Source organism: Ancylobacter sp. G4_0304, assembly GCF_047501495.1.
Taxonomy (GTDB): Bacteria; Pseudomonadota; Alphaproteobacteria; order Rhizobiales; family Xanthobacteraceae; genus Ancylobacter.
In genome coordinates this window covers 1-15,712 of the sequence record NZ_JAZDRM010000032.1, presented here as the reverse complement: position 1 = coordinate 15,712, position 15,712 = coordinate 1, and the positions used below count along the sequence as shown (strand labels likewise).

Sequence of the window (15,712 nt, the reverse complement as noted above, 5' to 3'; positions counted from 1 at the left end):
TCAGAACCTCAACAGGCAGGCGACGCGCTCACGCACGGTCCGCCCGAATTCGATATGGATGGGGGTCTCGGCGATGAGCGCCGAAGTGTCGGCCAGACCATCGGGCGGCAGATGGGCCGCGCCGCGCGGATGGCCGGCGAGCGGCTCGGCCGACAGGATGAAGCCGACGCTGGTCGCCACCGTGCCGGGCGCCTCGTCGAAGTCGGTTAGCGCCTCAAGGTAGAGATGGACGCCGACGCCGGGCGCGTAGCGCCCTCCTGCGCACGCATAGGGTCCGTCGATCGCCGGCGTGACGATGCGCCGGACCCGGCAGCGGCGGCAGAACAGAACCTCGCCGCCGTCGTCGAGGAACACCGCCCAGGCCGGCCCGGTGCCGGCGGACTGGGCCATGAGCACCGACGCCGCATAGGTCGCCGGCGCCCGCCAGGGCAACGCCGTCCACTTACCGCGCCACTGGCGCCGTCCGCCGAAGGCACGAAACACATCCTCGCCGATGAACAGCGGCTCGCCGTCGATCGTGATGGCGTAAGGATCGTCGATCCCGAGCCGCGCCAGATCCTCGGCCGTTACGTCGTGGGTGATCTCGACCTCGCGGCCGAAGGACCATTTGGCTTTGCCGCCGGTGACGCGGATGCCGCTGTCATCGGACGCAAGGCACGCGCTGGCCGGCGAGTAACCGGCCTCGGCCGCGCGGACGTCGTAGCCGTGATAGCCGCGCCAGAAGTCCGAGCGGAACGGGATCGACAGGTCCATCAACCCGTTGACGCGCGGCAGATCCGCTTCGTCGTCCGGCAGTCGGTCCAGCTCCAGCTGGACCATGTTCCACCAGCGCCGGCGCGGCGGCGCATATTCATAGGTCGCGGTGTAGCCGAGCCACCCCAGCGCCCGATCGGCGGCGGTCGGCGTCCCGCGCTCACGCTCCCAATCGACCCCGGCCTCTATGAGCTCATAGACGTTGGTGACGAACGGCGTGAGCATGCCGAGGCCATATTCCCACACGATGTAAGGGAGAAACGAGGCCGGCGGATTGTTGATCTTGAGGCCGTGCATCGCGTCGATGACCGGCCCCAGCTCGTCGCTGGGATCGATCGCGCGCGCAAGGGTGCGCTCATAGAGCGAGGCGCTGGTGGGCAGCAGGGCGCCGGCGTCGCGGGTCAATAGGCCCTCCCGCGATAGTTCGGGACGATGGAGCCCAGGGCGATGGCCTCGAAAGGCTCAACCGCACGCTCGGCGCTGGTCAGTCGCGCGCGCTTCACTCCGTAAATCATGGCCCGCGCCTGGACCCACTCGGCGACCAGATCGAAGCCCATGTTGGTCTCGGCGGCCTAGGCGCGCCGGAGCGCGGCCGGGATCTCGTCGAGGATCGAGAGCGGGGCGTCGGGCAGTAGCCAGACATCGAGGGCGATATCGACGACATAGCGCACGGCACCGCGCACGTTGAACACGTCGTTGAACAGCGCGACGCCCGGCGCCTCCAGCCTGGCGCGAACCGCGGCGAGCAGATCGGGATCGGCGACGCCATCAGCGTCGGTCGAATACACCGCCATGTTGATGGTCGGGTCGCGGCCGATGCGGTAGGCCGAGACGTGGCGCACCCGAGCGCTGGTGGAGCGCGCCACTGCCTCGTAACGCTCCTTCGGTCCGCCGGGCGAGCGCCCCGCAATGGCGAGGACGGTCCGGCTCTTCACCTGATCGTCGTCTTCGAGCGCCAGCCGCACCACGTCGTGGAACACGACGAGCTGGTCGATGTCCGAGCCCTGCGCGTAGAACAGCAGGTTCGAGCGCGCCGCGTCGTTGATCCGCGCCCGCAGATCCATCGTGTCGTAGGCACCCTCCTCCATGAGTTTGCGGCCCGGATCGCTCGGCAGGTGCAGCGTGTCGATGGCCGGCAGGCTCGGGTCGAGTAGGCGCCGGGCTTCCCACAGGTCCTGGAAGCGCGCGACCTTGCGGGCCACGCTCGCCTCAAAATCCAGCTCCTCGATGACGGCCGCCGGCGGCAGTCCGTCCAGCGCGGCGAGAGTGACGCCATCCGTCATGACGCGGCTCCCGTCCGTACCAGGACCGATGTCGGCAGCTGCATGGAGACGAGCTCCACCACCGAGAAATCGCCGAGATGGCCATAGGGATAGAAGCTGTAGAGCAGCAGGAATCCGGCCGCGCCTTCGCGGCCCGACAGGTAGTTCGGCTCCATCCGCCCGATCCGCACGCCCGGTTCCTGGCTGTGCACGGCCTGGACGAGCTCGGCATAGGCTTTCAGCACGTTCGCCGCGGTCAGGTTCTCGCCGCGCAGCGAGTCGAGGTCCGAGCCATAGTCGAGGCGCATCACCCGCTGGTTCTTCCGCGTCGCCAGGATATCGCGTACCGACTGCTCGGCATGCGCGCGCCCGCGCAGCAGCCGCCCGGTGCTCCGATCCATTCCCGTCCGCGTGGTGAGAGCCATTTCAAGCGCCCTTCAAAGCTCGGCGGCCTTCGCGGCCTTCTTCGCCGGCTTTTCCGGCTCGACGGGTTCCAGCCCGCCCCAGCCGATCTCGGCCGCGTACTCGCGAGCGGTCAGGTTCACGACCTCATCAACCTTGCGCATGCGGCCGGCGATCGGGCGCTCCGTGGCGATGCGGTAGGGCTTCTTTTCCATGTCAGAGCTCCAGGGGTGGGGGGGGAAGCGTGAAGGCGCCACCGGGCTCGACGCCCGGATGACGATGCGTCGAGCCGATGTTGTGATCGTTGTGGGAGAGGCTCTCGCTGCCGAACCTGATCGCCTTGCCATTGACGCGGACCTCGTCGCCCGAGATCTCGATCGTGGCGTCGCCGGTGGTGACCAGCACCATGCCTTCGCGAATGGCGAGGCGGGTCCGGCCGCGCTCCAGCACCACGTCCTCGTCGCCAGCCGGCGCGGGGTGGTCATTGTCGAACGGGCCGCGGATCGACCAGGAGCCGGAGCCTACCGTGCCGGACGGCGACAGCAGTCCGAAGCGCTCGCCGATGGTGGGCTTCACCTTGACCTTGAGCCCGCCGGCGCTGACCGGCTGCACCGGCACCCAGGGCGACAGGATCGCGACGCCGTTTTCCGGGTTGCGGCCGAGCTCCAAGCGCACCTGCCAGTCTTCGCCGGCCTTGCGCACCTGGGCGACCTTGCCCGGCAGAAAGGTACGCGCGATGCGCTGGTGCGCGTCGACCAGCTGGCGCTCATTGCGCAGCAGGCGCTTTTCCAGCTGGCGAAGACGGAAATCGCTCTGTGCGCTCATACCGGCCACCCCGACAGGTCGGCCGGCAAGGCGACGGCTTCGCCATCCAGAACCGTTTCCACGGTCTCGACCGGCGGGCGCGCCAGCGGATCCTCGCCGAAGCCGATCAGGCTCTGGCGCCATGTCAGCGCGTAATAGGCGGTGCCGGCCGTGTACGACTTCGCGGTGACCAGCGGCCGCATCTCCGCATCCGTCGGCGACGTGATCGAGGCGAGCCCCCAGCGCGCGACATCGAGGTCGACCAGCACCTCGAACAGCCCGAGGCCAATGGCATAGGCCAGCTCCGCCCGCTCGACCGCCTTGCTGCCGATCGCCTGGTCTTCGGTGACGATGATGGCGGTGATGTCGGTGGGCAGCTCGAAGGAACCATCGACGCTGATCGGCTGGCGGATGCGCGTCAGGCAGATGCCGATCATGGGCGCGGCATAGACATCGCCGGCGAGGATGTCTGAGATGTCGATCCGGCCCGGAAGCTCCTTCACCGTCACGCCGGGGTAAAGCGGCTTCAGGGTGGCGACGATGGCCGGCGCCAGGGCGGCGAGGCGCGCGCCTTCCAGGCGCTGCGCAAGGGTGCGGGGCGCGATCATTGCAACCCCTCCCCAAGCCCGGAAATGTGGCTCTGCAACCACTCGCGGGTGACGCGCTGGATCTCGCTTTCATCATCGGTGGAGATGCCGGCGAACGGGCGAGCCGGGATCGTGACCTTCTTCGCGAAAACCCGCTTGCCGCCCATGAGGAAGGAGAGCCGGCCGCCATCCTTGGCCTTGATCACTGCGCCGTCCTGGTGGACGTGCGCGTATTCCCAGGAGGCACCGGCGAGCACCTGGTCCTGGCTCGCGATGAAAGCGAAGCTGTCGCGCAGATGCCGGCCGGTCTCCAGCAGGGTGGACGTGCCGGCGCGGTTGGGCGCCCAGGGCGTGCCGTCCGGCCCAGTCTTGGTGTCCTCGACGCGCTCGCGCATGGAGGATTCCAGCACGGCACCGATGTCGGTCATGAGCGGCGTGGTGTCGGCGCCGGCGAGCCGCTCCAGCATATCCACCGGCAGCACACCGTCGATCTCGACGACTATGGAGATGCCCGACATTACAGCCCCCTCAGTCGTTCACGGGTAAACAGGCGCTCCGGCGCCTCCACGATCGCCTCGGCCGGCCCGACCGAGGACGGGTCCAGCGCCGAGCCGCCGCCGCCCGCACCACCGCCGCCCGGCCCGTCAAAGGACAGCGACGCCTTGCCGGCGCCGATGGCCTCCAGCCGCTTGATGGCGATGTCGTAGCGATCCTTCACCCGATCGTTGCCACGGCCGAAAGCCAGCGCGACCCGGTACAGAGCGATGTCGATGGCGTAGATCCGCAGCGCCTCGCGGCTGTCATCGTCGATCCGGTCGAGATCGGCGCGGGTGTAGCGGGCGAACAGGATGACGCGGATCTCGGCCGCGGCGTCGGTGAGCGCCGCCTCGATGCGCGCATCGTCGCGCTCGCGCGTCGTCTCGTCCGCCGCGAGGATGGTTGCCTCGTTCGGGTAGCGGGCGAGCACGTCGGCGAGCGTGGCGAACATGGCGCGTCACACGTCGAGGTTATCGACCGGCGCGTCGCCCGGCAGGCTGACACGTTCCGGCTGGAACACCGCGCGGTTGACGGCCATGAAGCCCTGCTCGATGGCGGTGCGGCCGATCGCGAGCCAGCGCTTGTCGATATCGGACCGGGCGGCGAGCTCGTCGAGGCGGCGCAGCAGCACCTCCTCCATCTGCTTGTGCTCATTGACCAGGCGAACGGCCTCTCCGCCCTGGGGACGGTAGCCGTGGACAGGCAGGGATTTGTGCGTCGTCATGGGTGCTCCAGCGGGCTTGAGGAGGACGGGGGCGGCGAACCGCCCCCGTCGCGGGTCCGCATGCGGCGAGGACGCATGGTGCCGGACCATCCCGCCGCGCGACGCTGTCGCGACGGCGCGCGGAGAGGGGATCAGGGCTCGACGGCGCGGCCGCCGGCCTCCCACGGAACGGCAACCGCTCCCGCTCGAAACAGCGGCGCGTGCTCGTCCTCAGTGAGCGTCATGGTGTCGAAGGGCGCGAAGCGCTGGCCGTCGCGCTTGATGAGCGAGGCGGCGATGAAAAGCCGGCGCTCGGGGGCGGATGCGACCTCCGCAACGTCCGCCGGCGGCTTCCTGCCCAGCGCCTGGGCGGCCTCGCCGTCGACCTTGTCGACGGGCTTGGCCTCCTCGGAATTCCCCTCGGAGCTCTCACCCCGACCGGCGGACGACAAAGTCTCGTCCGCCGGTCCGGTTTTGCTCTCGGGGTTATCGGTACCGGCGGGCTTTTCAGCCCCCGCCGTGGCCTTGGTCGCGCGCTTTGCCATGGCTTTACGCGACCGCGTTCTGGATCAGGAAGCCGACATCCTTGGCGATCACCAGCTCCTTCAGCCGCTCGCCGGAACGAACGCGGTATCCGCCTTCAAGGCCGAGGTCGGGATCCTCAATGCGGCCCGCGATCTTCGTGCCGAACTGGGCGCTCATGCCCCAGGTGAGGCCCTGATCCGGGGTCGCCGAGGGATCGATGTAGTGCAGGGCGATGTTCTTGCCCCAGACCCGCGCGAGATTGACGTTCTGGCCCTTCTTCGCGACGTTCACGAAGGCTTCGCCGACCAGCAGGCGCTGGATCTCGAACAGCTCGCAGAACTGCTCACGGCTGATGAGACCCTTATTGGTCAGGTTGCCCTTCACCGCGTTGATGAGCACCGGGTGCCGGCGCAATACCGACCAGACCGGCTGACCCATGATGCAGGTGTTCGGCCGATAGATCAGCGTGCCGTCGATCGCCTCCTGGATCGTCTCGATCGGATCGGAATCGTCGAAGTCGCTGAGCTGGTCGGTGCCGGCAAGGGTGACACGACGGGTCGCCGCATAGTTCGCCGGGTCCTGCACCACGGCCGCCACGCGGACCTCGCGGCCGAGAGTGACGAGATTGGTGAGCCCCTCGACCGCCCGCGCCTCCGGGTCATAGGTGGAGAGCCCGCGCGCCCGCGCAGCCGCGGCGGCCGTCACGTCGGAATTGACTACGGGAGCGTCGAGGCCGAAGTCCTCGACTTCGGAGGTCTTTTCGGTGCCGCTGAACTCGACCTGATTGACCTGACCCTTGCGGCCGACGCGGCTGTCGGGAACGGTGAAGCCCTCGGCGAGCGGGTATTCCGTCCAGCTGAAACGCTCCTGCCCGACATCCTGGCGCGGCAGCACCTCGTCGGCGATCAGCGTGTGAGCGGGGTTGCGGTAGGCGATCGCCACCGCGGTGAGAACCGGGTCGACGGTGAAGGGACGGCGGGCCATGGAGAACCTCTGTCAGGTGTCGGGTGAGCCGCCGTCAGGCGGAGAAATAGCCGGGAGCGAACAGCACGGCGCCGATGTCGCCGAGCGCGCCGCCGGCCTGGGCGAAGCCGATGATGCGCACGCCGGCGCCGGCCGTGGCCTGGATCGCGCGGCCCTGGGCGTCGGCGGTGAGCGGCTTGCCGGCGACGACGTTGCCGCCATACTCGACCTCGGCCCAGCCGCCCTGGATCACATCCGCCATCTTGCCGGCGTCGGCGCCCATGGAATCGGACACGCCGACGATGTCAGCTGTGGCGGCCGCGGCCTGGGAGACGCCGGTAGCGTCCAGCTTGAGGATGCGGTAGGGCGCGATCGCCGCCGCGGCGAGGTGGGACTTGATGAAGGTCGGGGTCACTTCGCGCCTCCCTTGACGGCGATGACCGCATCGGCGGCCGAGATGTGGACACCGCCCGCCGCCATCTTGGTGCGGTAGGCGGTGGCGCGGGCGGCGAGCGCGACCGGGGTCTCCTGGTCGCCGCCGGTCTCCGGCGCGCGATCATCGAGGCCGGAGGCCTGGAGATTGGCGGGGGTCTTCTCCAGAAGATCGCTCACCTGCTTGAGGCCATCGGCGGTCGCGCAGAGCTTGGCGTATTCCTCGCGCTGGGCCGGAATGATCTTCTTGGCCTTCAGGGCGCCGTCGAGCAGCTCGTTGACCTGCTTCTGGTGACCCTCGGCGGCCAGTGTGGCGAGCTTGGTCTCGGCGGCATCCTTCTGCGCAGTGACGGCGGCGAGATTGGTCACCGCCTGGTCGTAAAGCGCCTTGGAAACCGTTCCGGTCTTCAGAGTACCGATGGCCGTGAGGCACGCGGCCTCGTCGGCGCTCTCGGCAATACCGAGCGCCGCGGCGACATTCTTCAGCATGGGCTGATCCTTCTGGGGAGCCGCCGAGGCGACGGCGGGCATGGCAAGGGCGGGGGCCGGAACGAGGGCGACCGAATGCAGCCAGGTCGCATTGCCGGCCTCGTCATGATGGAAGGTCGGCGAGACGTAGCGATGGGTGCGCGCGGCGAGCGCGGACTTGCCGGGCTCCAGCCATTCGACGCGGGCATAGAGACCGTCGGCGCGCGCCTGGAGTTCCGCCGCCCAGCCCGCGACGGTGCCGGCCTCACCGACGAGCGCGCGGAGTGCGACGCTGTGATCGAGGTCGACCGGGATCGAGATGGCGTCCGCCTTGAACCGCGCGACAAGCGCAGCCGCGTCGAAGGCGAAAGAGCGGCCGTCGCGGGTTTCGACACGGCCGGCCGGCGCGACCTTGATCCAGTCGGGAGCGGCGGCGTCGGCGGCGAGCGCGGCGAGCTCGCCGGCAATGACGCCGGTGGCGAGCTCGGTAGCGGATGCAAGGAGGGCGAGGTGATGTTGCGACATGGGGCAACGCTAGATGCGTCGCCCTCGCGCTGCGCTGGTGACAGCTGTCACCAGCCGATAGCGGGCGCCCGAGCCGTGGGCGCGAAGCGGATGCGGTCTACCCTACGCGCACAGGATCAAATTTGAAGGCCATTTGAAAGCCGTGTGCGGGCGTTTGTTCCGCTTGGCACCGAAGGCAGGTCGGCAGGCAGTAGTACGGCTGAGCGGGCAAATATGGAAATGTCGGGCCGATGTTGCTCCGCTGATGCACGCGAGCTATGATGAACAGGCGGGGACAGTCCCGGTCAGCATGCGTGCTCGCCAGGAGGGTTGACGACCTCCCCCCGCATTTACCTCACCCTGGTCAGTCCGCGAAGCTCCTTGGTGACATATCCGCTCTGGCGTCCTTTGCTATGCTGGAACATGGTGGAAATGCCGAGACGCCCACCCGGCACCGGTCGCAGCACGATAAAAAACAGCCGCCCGTCGAGCTCCTCCAGCACGATTACGCGTCCATCCGCACCGCGCCAGATTTCACCAGTGTCGATCATCTCCTGTACACGCGACCATATCCAGTCGGGATAGTGGTGCGCCGGCGCATGCCCGAGTGCCGCGTCGGTCGCCGTGACCGTGGACCGCGCGACACCGAGATCCTTGGCGAGATCCGGCGTCAGGCTGGCGACGGGCATCGGGGCATGCTGCCACGGCAGTTCCACATCGATCTGCGCTCGGGTTAGGCCGGCTTTTTCCAACGCTAGCCGCTCGGCGCCCAGCCGCTGGGCTCGCCAGAGCCCCGAACGGAACCCCTCGCTCTCGATCAGGCGCTGGATGCGCGGGCGGGCGCGATCGGCCGACGTGTCGTCGAGCTGGTCCGCGAGAATGCGCCCCAGCGTGTGCGACCGACCGACGCCCGGATTGGTGTGCCAGCCTGGATCGATCCCTTCCGGCACCTGCGTGCGTACGCCGGTGCGCTTGTTGATGAAGGTCTTCAAGCGCTCTTCCGGCGGGGTGTCGCGATAGATGACGCCGCCATCCTCCGGCGACCGGCCGAGCAGTCGCTCGGCCTGCGCGGCCGAGATCTGGCGCACCGCGCATTTGCACATCCAGCCGTTGGGCGGAAAATGGGTCCGCCAGAACGGATGATCGACAGGCAGGATGATGCCGGCCCAGGCGAGATGCTCCAGGCGCGGATCGTTCGCCGTGGTGCGGACATAGAGGAGGTACGGGAGCGCGCGCTTGGTGCGCTGGATACGGTCCCACTGGCCCGCGGCACGTGCGGCGCGGATGTTCGACCAGAACGTGACCTCAAGCCGGCGCGGGCGGGTGAAGTCGACTGTCTTGACCTTGCCGGTTTCGGGGTCGACGACGTCGCGCGCACCCCACCAGCCGAGCGGCTTCAGCCGGTTTTCCATGTCCGCCTTGAACTTGTCGAAGCCGGTGCCGCCGGTAAGCGCCTTGTCATGGGCGGCCTTGAACTCGGCCAGCACGCGCTCCTCCAGGACGCCGGCGACGGTGAAGCCGTGCGCGTGCTCCTCGCCCCAGACATCCAGCCAGGAGAAACGCGGCTGGAGCTTCTTGTCCCGGAAATAGTCCAACACCTCGGGCGGCGTCGGGAACGCATCCGCCACCTTGCCGGCGAGTGAGACCAGGTGCGCGAAGAACGACCGCGCCGCGGCGCTAATCCCTCGCATCGCCAAGTCCGCGCGCCTTCGCCATCGCGACGGCCAGCTTCATGGCGATCTTCGAGCCGTCGACCTTCGCCGCGATCTCCGGCAGCATGGCTTCGAGCTCGTCGTAGGAAGTGGCGGCCGCTAGCGCCTCGCGTAGCGGGGCAAGCAGCGGATCGGCATCCGCCTCCCAATCCGCGAGCGCCTCGACCAGGAAGCCGTCGAGCTCGGCCTCGCTGTCGATCTCGGTCGGGCCGTAGCCGGGTTCTGCCGCGAGGCCGGCCGGTGCGGTGGCGCAGCTCGGGCACCGGCACCCGCCATGATGTGCCGAGAGCCGGGCCGGCTTGCCTGGGCGCTTCGGTGGCGGGGGGCCCTTATCCTCGTCCTCGTCCTCGTCCTCGTCCTCGTCCTCTTCCTCGCCATCCTCCGGCGCCGGGCGCGCCGCCGGCGGCGTCAGCAGCTCGTCATCCTCGGCCGGCTCGGACAGGCCGATCTTCTCGCGCATCTCCTTTTGGCCGACCTTCAGCCCGAGCGGCACCAGCCGCGCCACCGCCTCGGTCAGCTCCTTCACGTCCTCGGGTTCGGGGACCGGCAGCGAGAGCTTGGGATAGGCCGACTGCGGCCCGAAGTTCATCGCCACGAACCACGGGATCAGGTCGCGGTTGAGCGTGGTGGCGAGCTGGCGGCAATCGGCCTGGGTGATGTCGAGGCGCACCTTGTCGTGCACCTTCGCCTGCGCCTGGCTCGATCCGTCGTCGGACGTCATGGTCTGGCCGACGACCAGCTTCGACACCTGCTTGTCGAGATAGTCGAGCAGGCCGCCGAACACCGCTTCGCCCTTGGAGCCATCCGCCTCGATGAGCTCCAGCTCCATGCCGATCGGGATGATGGCGGCGGCGTCGTTGGCGAGGTTGCGCACCGCGCGCAGCAGCGCTTTCTTGTCTGTCTCGCTGGCGCCGGCATGGTAGCGGCCGAGCCGCAGGGGAACGCCATAGATCTCGGCAAAGGCCGCCCAGTCCTTCAACGCGAAGTTCTGGAGCATGAATGCCCAGGTCGCCGCCCTGGCGAAGCCACGCCGCAGCGGAATGCCGGTTTTCGAGCGCGGCATGTGGACGATGAAGGTCGGCTTTGTGATCGGCACGCCGTCCAGGCTGCTGTCGCTGGCGAGGCGCAGCTCGGTGAGGCCGATCCGCTCGAACTGAAAATAGCGCGGGTCGCGCCATTTGAGCTCGACCGGGCGCAGCAGCTTGTCCTGGTACTCCCATATCGGCTCGACGACGGCGTAGCCCTTGGCGATGCCGTCCGTGAGCGCGCCGATCGCGTCGAGCAGCTCGGGCGTATCGATCAGGGCATGGACGGCATCGACGATGGCGGTCGGGTAGCCCTTGGGAGATTCCACGGTCGGCGTCACGCCCTCGACGGCAAGGCGGCGGGTCTGCACCTGGCTGGCATAGTGCAGGTAGCGCTCCTCCATCTCTTCCGCGAGGGTGAGATAGTCGCGCGCATGGCCCATCGCCGCACGCCGCAGCACGTCGGCCAGGCGCTCCGGCGTCATCCCCGAGGCGACCGCATCGGCCGCGGTTTGGCGCACGCCCATAACTGTCGGGGTGGCGACTTCTTTCGAGAGGTCGGACGAGGAGACAGGCTGGCCGTCCGGCCCGAGGATGCGGGCTACCATAGGGCTCGGCCTCCGGTGTCTTCGGCGAAGATGCTTTCCGACCCGCCATCGAGGGCGGAGACCGGGGTGTAGGCGTACTCGACAGGAGCGAGATTTGATGCGTGCCAGAGCATCACGCCGGCGATCGCGCTGTCGCCATGGCGCTCGAAGCCGTCTTCACCTTTGAAGCGGTGATCATCCGGCACCTTGATCACGCCATTCACGTATTGGAGCGCCTGATGGTCGCTGATCGTGTCAGCGTGCAGCGGCAGCACGATGGTCCCGTCGCCGAAGGCCTCGACATAGGCCGTCGAGTTTTTGCGATACCATTCGGGCGTCGCCTTCACTTCGACAATGCGATGCTCGCCATAGCGCTGCTGGGCGACTTCGGCGAGGTACGCGCCGTTGCCATTGGCATCCAGCGCGCCGCCCGAGAAACGAGGCAGGCGGTCCGCGACATAGAACAGTATCTCGCGCTGCTGTTCGAACGGGACGTTGCGCAGCTCAAGCTGGAACACGACGCGGCGGACCATATCGCGACCGAGCTCGGCCGGAAGAATGACCGTGGCGTCGCCGATGCGCGCGAAGTCCTCGCCGAAATAATGCGGCCGATGCGCGTCGAGCTGATCCAGGAGCGGCATGAGTTCGCGCTTGCAGAAATCGAGCGCTGCCGCCTTGCGCATATGTTCCGGCGCGCTTTTGAAATCGTCATTGCAATGCCAGACCACGACAGGAATACCGGCCTGCATCCGCGCCTCGATCTGGACGCGGGAAAGCGCCGCTCCTTCCGCTTCGGCCGGGATTGCATCGAGCTCCTGACGCATGGCGGCGATGCGCACACCATAGGAACCGCGGATTTTCTTCTCCCAGGCCGCTTCGGCCTCCGCAGACCAAGTCTTCCCGGTAATGGCGCAAACACGCCGGAAGAGCCCGTTGGCCACGGCTTTGGCGAAGGGAATGAAGTGGCACGAGAACGGCACCTTCCCGGCCTTAGCCTCGCGGATCAATCCATTGAACGGGTTCAAGACGCCCTTGTGGGTCGAGATCACGCGGACCTTGCCGCCCCAGATCAGCAGCGCGTTCACAGCGTCGATCACCTCACGGACGTCCTGATGATAGGCTGCCTCGTCGATGCCAACCGTACCCTGCAGACCGCGAATATTCTCCGGTCGGGAGGACAACGCCTCGACCCGACGCCCGCTAGCGAACGGAACCCGGAAGGCGGGAATCTTCTTGGGCGTTCCGTCCGGGTTGACGCCGTCGTCGAACATGAACTCTTCGATCTTGCCCAGCTCACCGGCGATCACTCGGGAGAAATGTGCGACGTAGCCGATGAATTCGCGACCCTTGTCCTTGGTGTCGCCGATGTAGAAGTAGTTCTGGCCGCCAGCGCTCTTCTTCGTCGCCGCGATCAGCGTGGCATCGAGCGCCTCGGCAAACGTCACGCCGGTGCGCCGGCCCTTCTCCGCAAGCTTCAGGTCGGATTCGTCCTCAAGCCACTCGGCCTGATGGCGCATCAGCACGCCGTCAGCATATGGATCGAGATCATCAGGGATCTCGGCGCCGCGCGGCAGCTCCGGCGGAAGTGAGGCGGGGTCGCGCGACAGAACCGGCGCACCCGCGACCTTGTCGGGATCAGGCGCCTGCATGTCCGCCCTCCGTCGCCGGCTTCGGCCGAACGCCAAGGAAGTCGCGGCGCAGCTGCGCCACCACCGCGGCCGACAGTCCGCCTTCCTTCGCTGCTGTTTCGATTACCTTCGCGGTCCTAGTGTCGTAGTCGGCCTGCAACCGGCGCCGGCGATCGTCGGAGATCTTCATGCCCGAAACGACGGACTGGTAAGCGCGGGCGAGCTCCATGGCGCCCTTGGTGCCGACGCCATCCGTCTCGGCAATTTCGAGCACCAGCGACTTCAGGAACTCGCCCAAAACAACCGAGCTGGTGTCGACGTCATTGTGGTCGAACTGGGTGGCAAGACCTTCGTAAAGCGCCTTGGCTTCGGCCATCCGGCGAACGGTCGCGGCGCGGCGCATGGACAGGCGGTTGAGCGAGGAGCGGCTGGCTTGCGGAATGTCGCTGGTGATGCCCTCCTGCCAAGCGGCCGTCCGAAGGCGCTCATTGACGCCGTCGAGGATCTCCATCTGCGTCAGGGCTCGGGCGGCGAGCTGCTCGAACGCCCACAACCGAGCCTCGTCGCCCCACTCAGGCAGCGTATCCCAGAACGAAAGCCGTCCGCGCCCGCTCGCCATGGCTCACTCCCCCGGCCGGGACGGACGCTTGACGCCCTCGATGACGATCTCGCGCTGGAGGTGGCGATGGCCGGTATGGGTGAGCGTGGCGATCTTGACCGTTTCGGCCGGTACGATCGTCACCGCGCCCATCTCGGCGAGATGGTCGAGCTGGAGATGCACCCAAGGCCGATCACGCGGAATGCCGAAGCGCTCGCGCAGATGGCGCGTCAGCAGGTTGCTGTTGAGGCTCTCGTTCGGCTCTTCGGCCAGCGTCTTCAGGATGATGAGCCGCGCCTCCTCGGCGAGCCACTGTTCGCGCGTCACGGACGCACCTCCTCGAACATGCGATTCTGCACTCGCTTCGCCATCTCGGCGACCGGCTGGAGCCGCTCGTCCATGACCTCGATCCGCCCTTCCAGCTTGCTGATGGCCAGCTCCAGGCGATGGGTGATGTCCCGATCCGGCAGGTGCTTCAGCTCACCCTCGACCTTGCTCACGCGGTCCTCGACGATATCGAGCTTGCCCACCACGACCTGCACGGTGGTGGCGCTTGCCTTCTCTTCGAGCTTGGTCTCGATCTTCGCCACGCGATCGTTCGCCGCCTTCCCGCGGGACGACGCGATCGAATATATGAGGCCGAATGCGGCCAGCAGAAGCGGCCCCCAACGCAGCAGGAACTCTTCCATCAACGCGCCCTTAGCTTGCAATAGCGCTCCACGCGCTGCTGACATTCCACGCACCGCACTGCGTTCGGGACCGCCATCCGGCGCTCCAGCGCGATTTCTTCGCCGCAGGCCAGGCAGGTTTTCCGGCCGTCGCCACCCATGCTCAAGGCCAGAGCTGCCAGCGCATCTTCCCGCTGGCGCTCTTCAAGCCTCTGCGCCTGGTCGAAATCGTCCACGGCGCTATTTCGCGTCGGCGATCAGCTGGCCGAGCTTGGCGCTTACGATGGCCCCGATCTTGTCGGGCGTCGCGCCGAGGTAACGCACCGCATCCGGGACGGATTCCGTCACCCATCCGACCGCCTGCGCCGCGACCTGCGACCGCGCCTCATAAGTGAGGTTTTCGGCGCGCTCTCCAAGAGCATTGAGCACGCGCGTCACCCCGGTCATCGCGGCCGAATGCAGCGCTTCGCGATGCCGGGCCTCGATCTGGATGCCGGTCCATTTGTGGATGAGGCCGGCCGCCCAGCCGATGGCGACGACGATGACCGCATCGAGCGCGGCGGAGATGAGCGGCTCTATCGCACCGACGATCGGCGCGGCCGACACCGTGGTGTCGCCGGCCGCCGCCAGGGCGAGGACCGGCGCGAGTGCCCAGGCGATCGCCACCAGGGCGATGATGGCGAGGGAGACGAGAGACGCGATGCTGCGCATGATGATCCTCAATTGATGATGGAGCCGAGCCGGTCGCGGCGCACGTCGAACGACGGGCACGCCTTGGCGGCGTACTCGTTGTGGCCGGAGACCTTGCGGATGGTGGGGTGGCGGGCCTTGAGCTGGGCGACCAGCCACAGCAGCGAGGCGCGCTGCGCCGGGGTGCGGGTGTCCTTGGCGATCTTCCCATCGGCGGAGACCCCGCCGATGTAGCAGACGCCAATGGTGCCGGTGTTGTGGTCGGCGACGTGAGCGCCGACCTGTCCGACCGGCCGGCCCTCCAGAACACGGCCGTCGCGGTAGACCACATAGTGGTAGCCGATATCCGAGAAGCCGCGCTGCTTGTGCCAGGAGCGGATGTCCGCGACCGAGAAATCGCGACCCTCCGGCGTCGCCGCGCAGTGGATGATGATCTCGACGATCCGTCTCGCCGTGGTGCGCAGGATCAGCTGGCCGGCGTTCGGCGGCAGCCAGAGTTTGTCGTCGAGGCTTTCGGCGATCTCCAGGGACGGGCCGGCCATGGCCGACTTGTCGGGCTCCGGCCGCGCCTGAAGGGCCGGCGTGATCGCCTCTTTCAGGGCCTTTTCGGTGTGCCGGCCGACGTCGCCGTCAACGACAAGCCCGTAGTCGTACTGAAAACGTCGGATCGCCAACCAGGTCTTCTGGCCGATGATGCCGTCGGCGCCAGCCGGGCCAAGGTCATAGCCGAGCGCGAACAGCGCACGCTGGATCTCGCGGTTGTCCATCGCCTCAGAACCAGCTGGCGATGGCGACGGCGACAAGGAAGCCGGAGATCAGACAGAAGGTAACGGGGGACATGAGGGCTCCGAAGCCGGGTGGGGT

23 protein-coding genes are annotated in these 15,712 nt (G+C 67.7%); all 23 read right to left on the bottom strand.

The genetic code is table 11. From position 1 onward, the window contains the following. The 23 genes from VRZ77_RS16950 to VRZ77_RS16840 all read right to left on the bottom strand — a co-directional run bounded on the left by VRZ77_RS16950 (nt 1) and on the right by VRZ77_RS16840 (nt 15,615). On the bottom strand, nt 1-1,158 hold the full coding sequence (locus VRZ77_RS16950) for a phage tail protein (protein ID WP_414593788.1): 1,158 nt from the start codon (nt 1,156-1,158) through the stop codon (nt 1-3). Beyond that, the gene (locus VRZ77_RS16945) at nt 1,155-1,310 is read right to left on the bottom strand and encodes a hypothetical protein (protein WP_414593787.1); all 156 of its coding nucleotides are present in this window, start codon (nt 1,308-1,310) and stop codon (nt 1,155-1,157) included. The genes VRZ77_RS16950 and VRZ77_RS16945 overlap by 4 nt, the downstream gene beginning before the upstream one ends. A gap of 15 nt (nt 1,311-1,325) precedes the next feature. After that, a complete protein-coding gene (locus VRZ77_RS16940) occupies nt 1,326-2,036 on the bottom strand; it encodes a baseplate J/gp47 family protein (RefSeq protein WP_414593786.1) in 711 nt (236 codons plus the stop codon). Beyond that, the gene (locus tag VRZ77_RS16935; RefSeq protein ID WP_414593785.1) at nt 2,033-2,416 is read right to left on the bottom strand and encodes a GPW/gp25 family protein; all 384 of its coding nucleotides are present in this window, start codon (nt 2,414-2,416) and stop codon (nt 2,033-2,035) included. The genes VRZ77_RS16940 and VRZ77_RS16935 overlap by 4 nt, the downstream gene beginning before the upstream one ends. 36 nt (nt 2,417-2,452) lie before the next feature. Next, nucleotides 2,453-2,632 (bottom strand): hypothetical protein, encoded by a 180-nt coding sequence (locus tag VRZ77_RS16930; RefSeq protein WP_414593784.1) that lies wholly within the window; start codon nt 2,630-2,632, stop codon nt 2,453-2,455. A 1-nt stretch (nt 2,633) separates the two neighbouring features. Continuing rightward, complete coding sequence (locus VRZ77_RS16925; protein WP_414593783.1) at nt 2,634-3,242, bottom strand: hypothetical protein; 609 nt, start codon at nt 3,240-3,242, stop codon at nt 2,634-2,636. After that, the gene (locus tag VRZ77_RS16920) at nt 3,239-3,829 is read right to left on the bottom strand and encodes a hypothetical protein (protein WP_414593782.1); all 591 of its coding nucleotides are present in this window, start codon (nt 3,827-3,829) and stop codon (nt 3,239-3,241) included. Before VRZ77_RS16920 ends, VRZ77_RS16925 begins: the two co-directional genes overlap by 4 nt. Beyond that, nucleotides 3,826-4,326, bottom strand: a complete 501-nt coding sequence (locus tag VRZ77_RS16915) for a phage virion morphogenesis protein (RefSeq protein ID WP_414593781.1) — start codon at nt 4,324-4,326, stop codon at nt 3,826-3,828. Before VRZ77_RS16915 ends, VRZ77_RS16920 begins: the two co-directional genes overlap by 4 nt. Continuing rightward, on the bottom strand, nt 4,326-4,796 hold the full coding sequence (locus VRZ77_RS16910; protein WP_414593780.1) for a phage protein Gp36 family protein: 471 nt from the start codon (nt 4,794-4,796) through the stop codon (nt 4,326-4,328). The genes VRZ77_RS16915 and VRZ77_RS16910 overlap by 1 nt, the downstream gene beginning before the upstream one ends. Nucleotides 4,797-4,802: 6 nt before the next feature. Next, complete coding sequence (locus VRZ77_RS16905) at nt 4,803-5,069, bottom strand: hypothetical protein (RefSeq protein ID WP_414593779.1); 267 nt, start codon at nt 5,067-5,069, stop codon at nt 4,803-4,805. A gap of 131 nt (nt 5,070-5,200) precedes the next feature. Continuing rightward, nucleotides 5,201-5,593, bottom strand: coding sequence for a hypothetical protein (locus tag VRZ77_RS16900; RefSeq protein ID WP_414593778.1), 393 nt, complete (start codon nt 5,591-5,593; stop codon nt 5,201-5,203). 4 nt (nt 5,594-5,597) lie between these two features. Further along, nucleotides 5,598-6,557, bottom strand: coding sequence for a capsid protein (locus VRZ77_RS16895; RefSeq protein WP_414593777.1), 960 nt, complete (start codon nt 6,555-6,557; stop codon nt 5,598-5,600). A gap of 34 nt (nt 6,558-6,591) precedes the next feature. Further along, entirely contained in the window at nt 6,592-6,951 is a 360-nt protein-coding gene (locus tag VRZ77_RS16890; RefSeq protein ID WP_414593776.1) for a hypothetical protein, read from the bottom strand. Continuing rightward, nucleotides 6,948-7,961 carry a phage protease gene (locus VRZ77_RS16885; RefSeq protein ID WP_414593775.1) on the bottom strand — a complete coding sequence of 338 codons (1,014 nt, stop codon included), beginning with the start codon at nt 7,959-7,961 and terminating at the stop codon, nt 6,948-6,950. The genes VRZ77_RS16890 and VRZ77_RS16885 overlap by 4 nt, the downstream gene beginning before the upstream one ends. A gap of 329 nt (nt 7,962-8,290) precedes the next feature. Continuing rightward, a complete protein-coding gene (locus VRZ77_RS16880; RefSeq protein WP_414593774.1) occupies nt 8,291-9,631 on the bottom strand; it encodes a phage minor head protein in 1,341 nt (446 codons plus the stop codon). Then, nucleotides 9,618-11,285, bottom strand: coding sequence for a DUF935 domain-containing protein (locus VRZ77_RS16875; RefSeq protein WP_414593773.1), 1,668 nt, complete (start codon nt 11,283-11,285; stop codon nt 9,618-9,620). The genes VRZ77_RS16880 and VRZ77_RS16875 overlap by 14 nt, the downstream gene beginning before the upstream one ends. Beyond that, nucleotides 11,279-12,913: a hypothetical protein gene (locus VRZ77_RS16870; protein WP_414593772.1), complete on the bottom strand. Its 1,635-nt coding sequence runs from the start codon at nt 12,911-12,913 to the stop codon at nt 11,279-11,281. The genes VRZ77_RS16875 and VRZ77_RS16870 overlap by 7 nt, the downstream gene beginning before the upstream one ends. Then, on the bottom strand, nt 12,900-13,511 hold the full coding sequence (locus tag VRZ77_RS16865; RefSeq protein WP_414593771.1) for a phage protein Gp27 family protein: 612 nt from the start codon (nt 13,509-13,511) through the stop codon (nt 12,900-12,902). The genes VRZ77_RS16870 and VRZ77_RS16865 overlap by 14 nt, the downstream gene beginning before the upstream one ends. Before the next feature lie 3 nt (nt 13,512-13,514). Continuing rightward, entirely contained in the window at nt 13,515-13,817 is a 303-nt protein-coding gene (locus VRZ77_RS16860) for a hypothetical protein (RefSeq protein ID WP_414593770.1), read from the bottom strand. Beyond that, entirely contained in the window at nt 13,814-14,179 is a 366-nt protein-coding gene (locus VRZ77_RS16855) for a DUF2730 family protein (protein WP_414593769.1), read from the bottom strand. Before VRZ77_RS16855 ends, VRZ77_RS16860 begins: the two co-directional genes overlap by 4 nt. Then, on the bottom strand, nt 14,179-14,394 hold the full coding sequence (locus VRZ77_RS16850; protein ID WP_414593768.1) for a TraR/DksA C4-type zinc finger protein: 216 nt from the start codon (nt 14,392-14,394) through the stop codon (nt 14,179-14,181). Before VRZ77_RS16850 ends, VRZ77_RS16855 begins: the two co-directional genes overlap by 1 nt. Nucleotides 14,395-14,398: 4 nt before the next feature. Then, complete coding sequence (locus VRZ77_RS16845; protein ID WP_414593767.1) at nt 14,399-14,869, bottom strand: hypothetical protein; 471 nt, start codon at nt 14,867-14,869, stop codon at nt 14,399-14,401. An 8-nt stretch (nt 14,870-14,877) separates the two neighbouring features. Next, a complete protein-coding gene (locus VRZ77_RS16840) occupies nt 14,878-15,615 on the bottom strand; it encodes an N-acetylmuramoyl-L-alanine amidase (protein ID WP_414593766.1) in 738 nt (245 codons plus the stop codon). Nucleotides 15,616-15,712 lie beyond the last annotated feature (97 nt).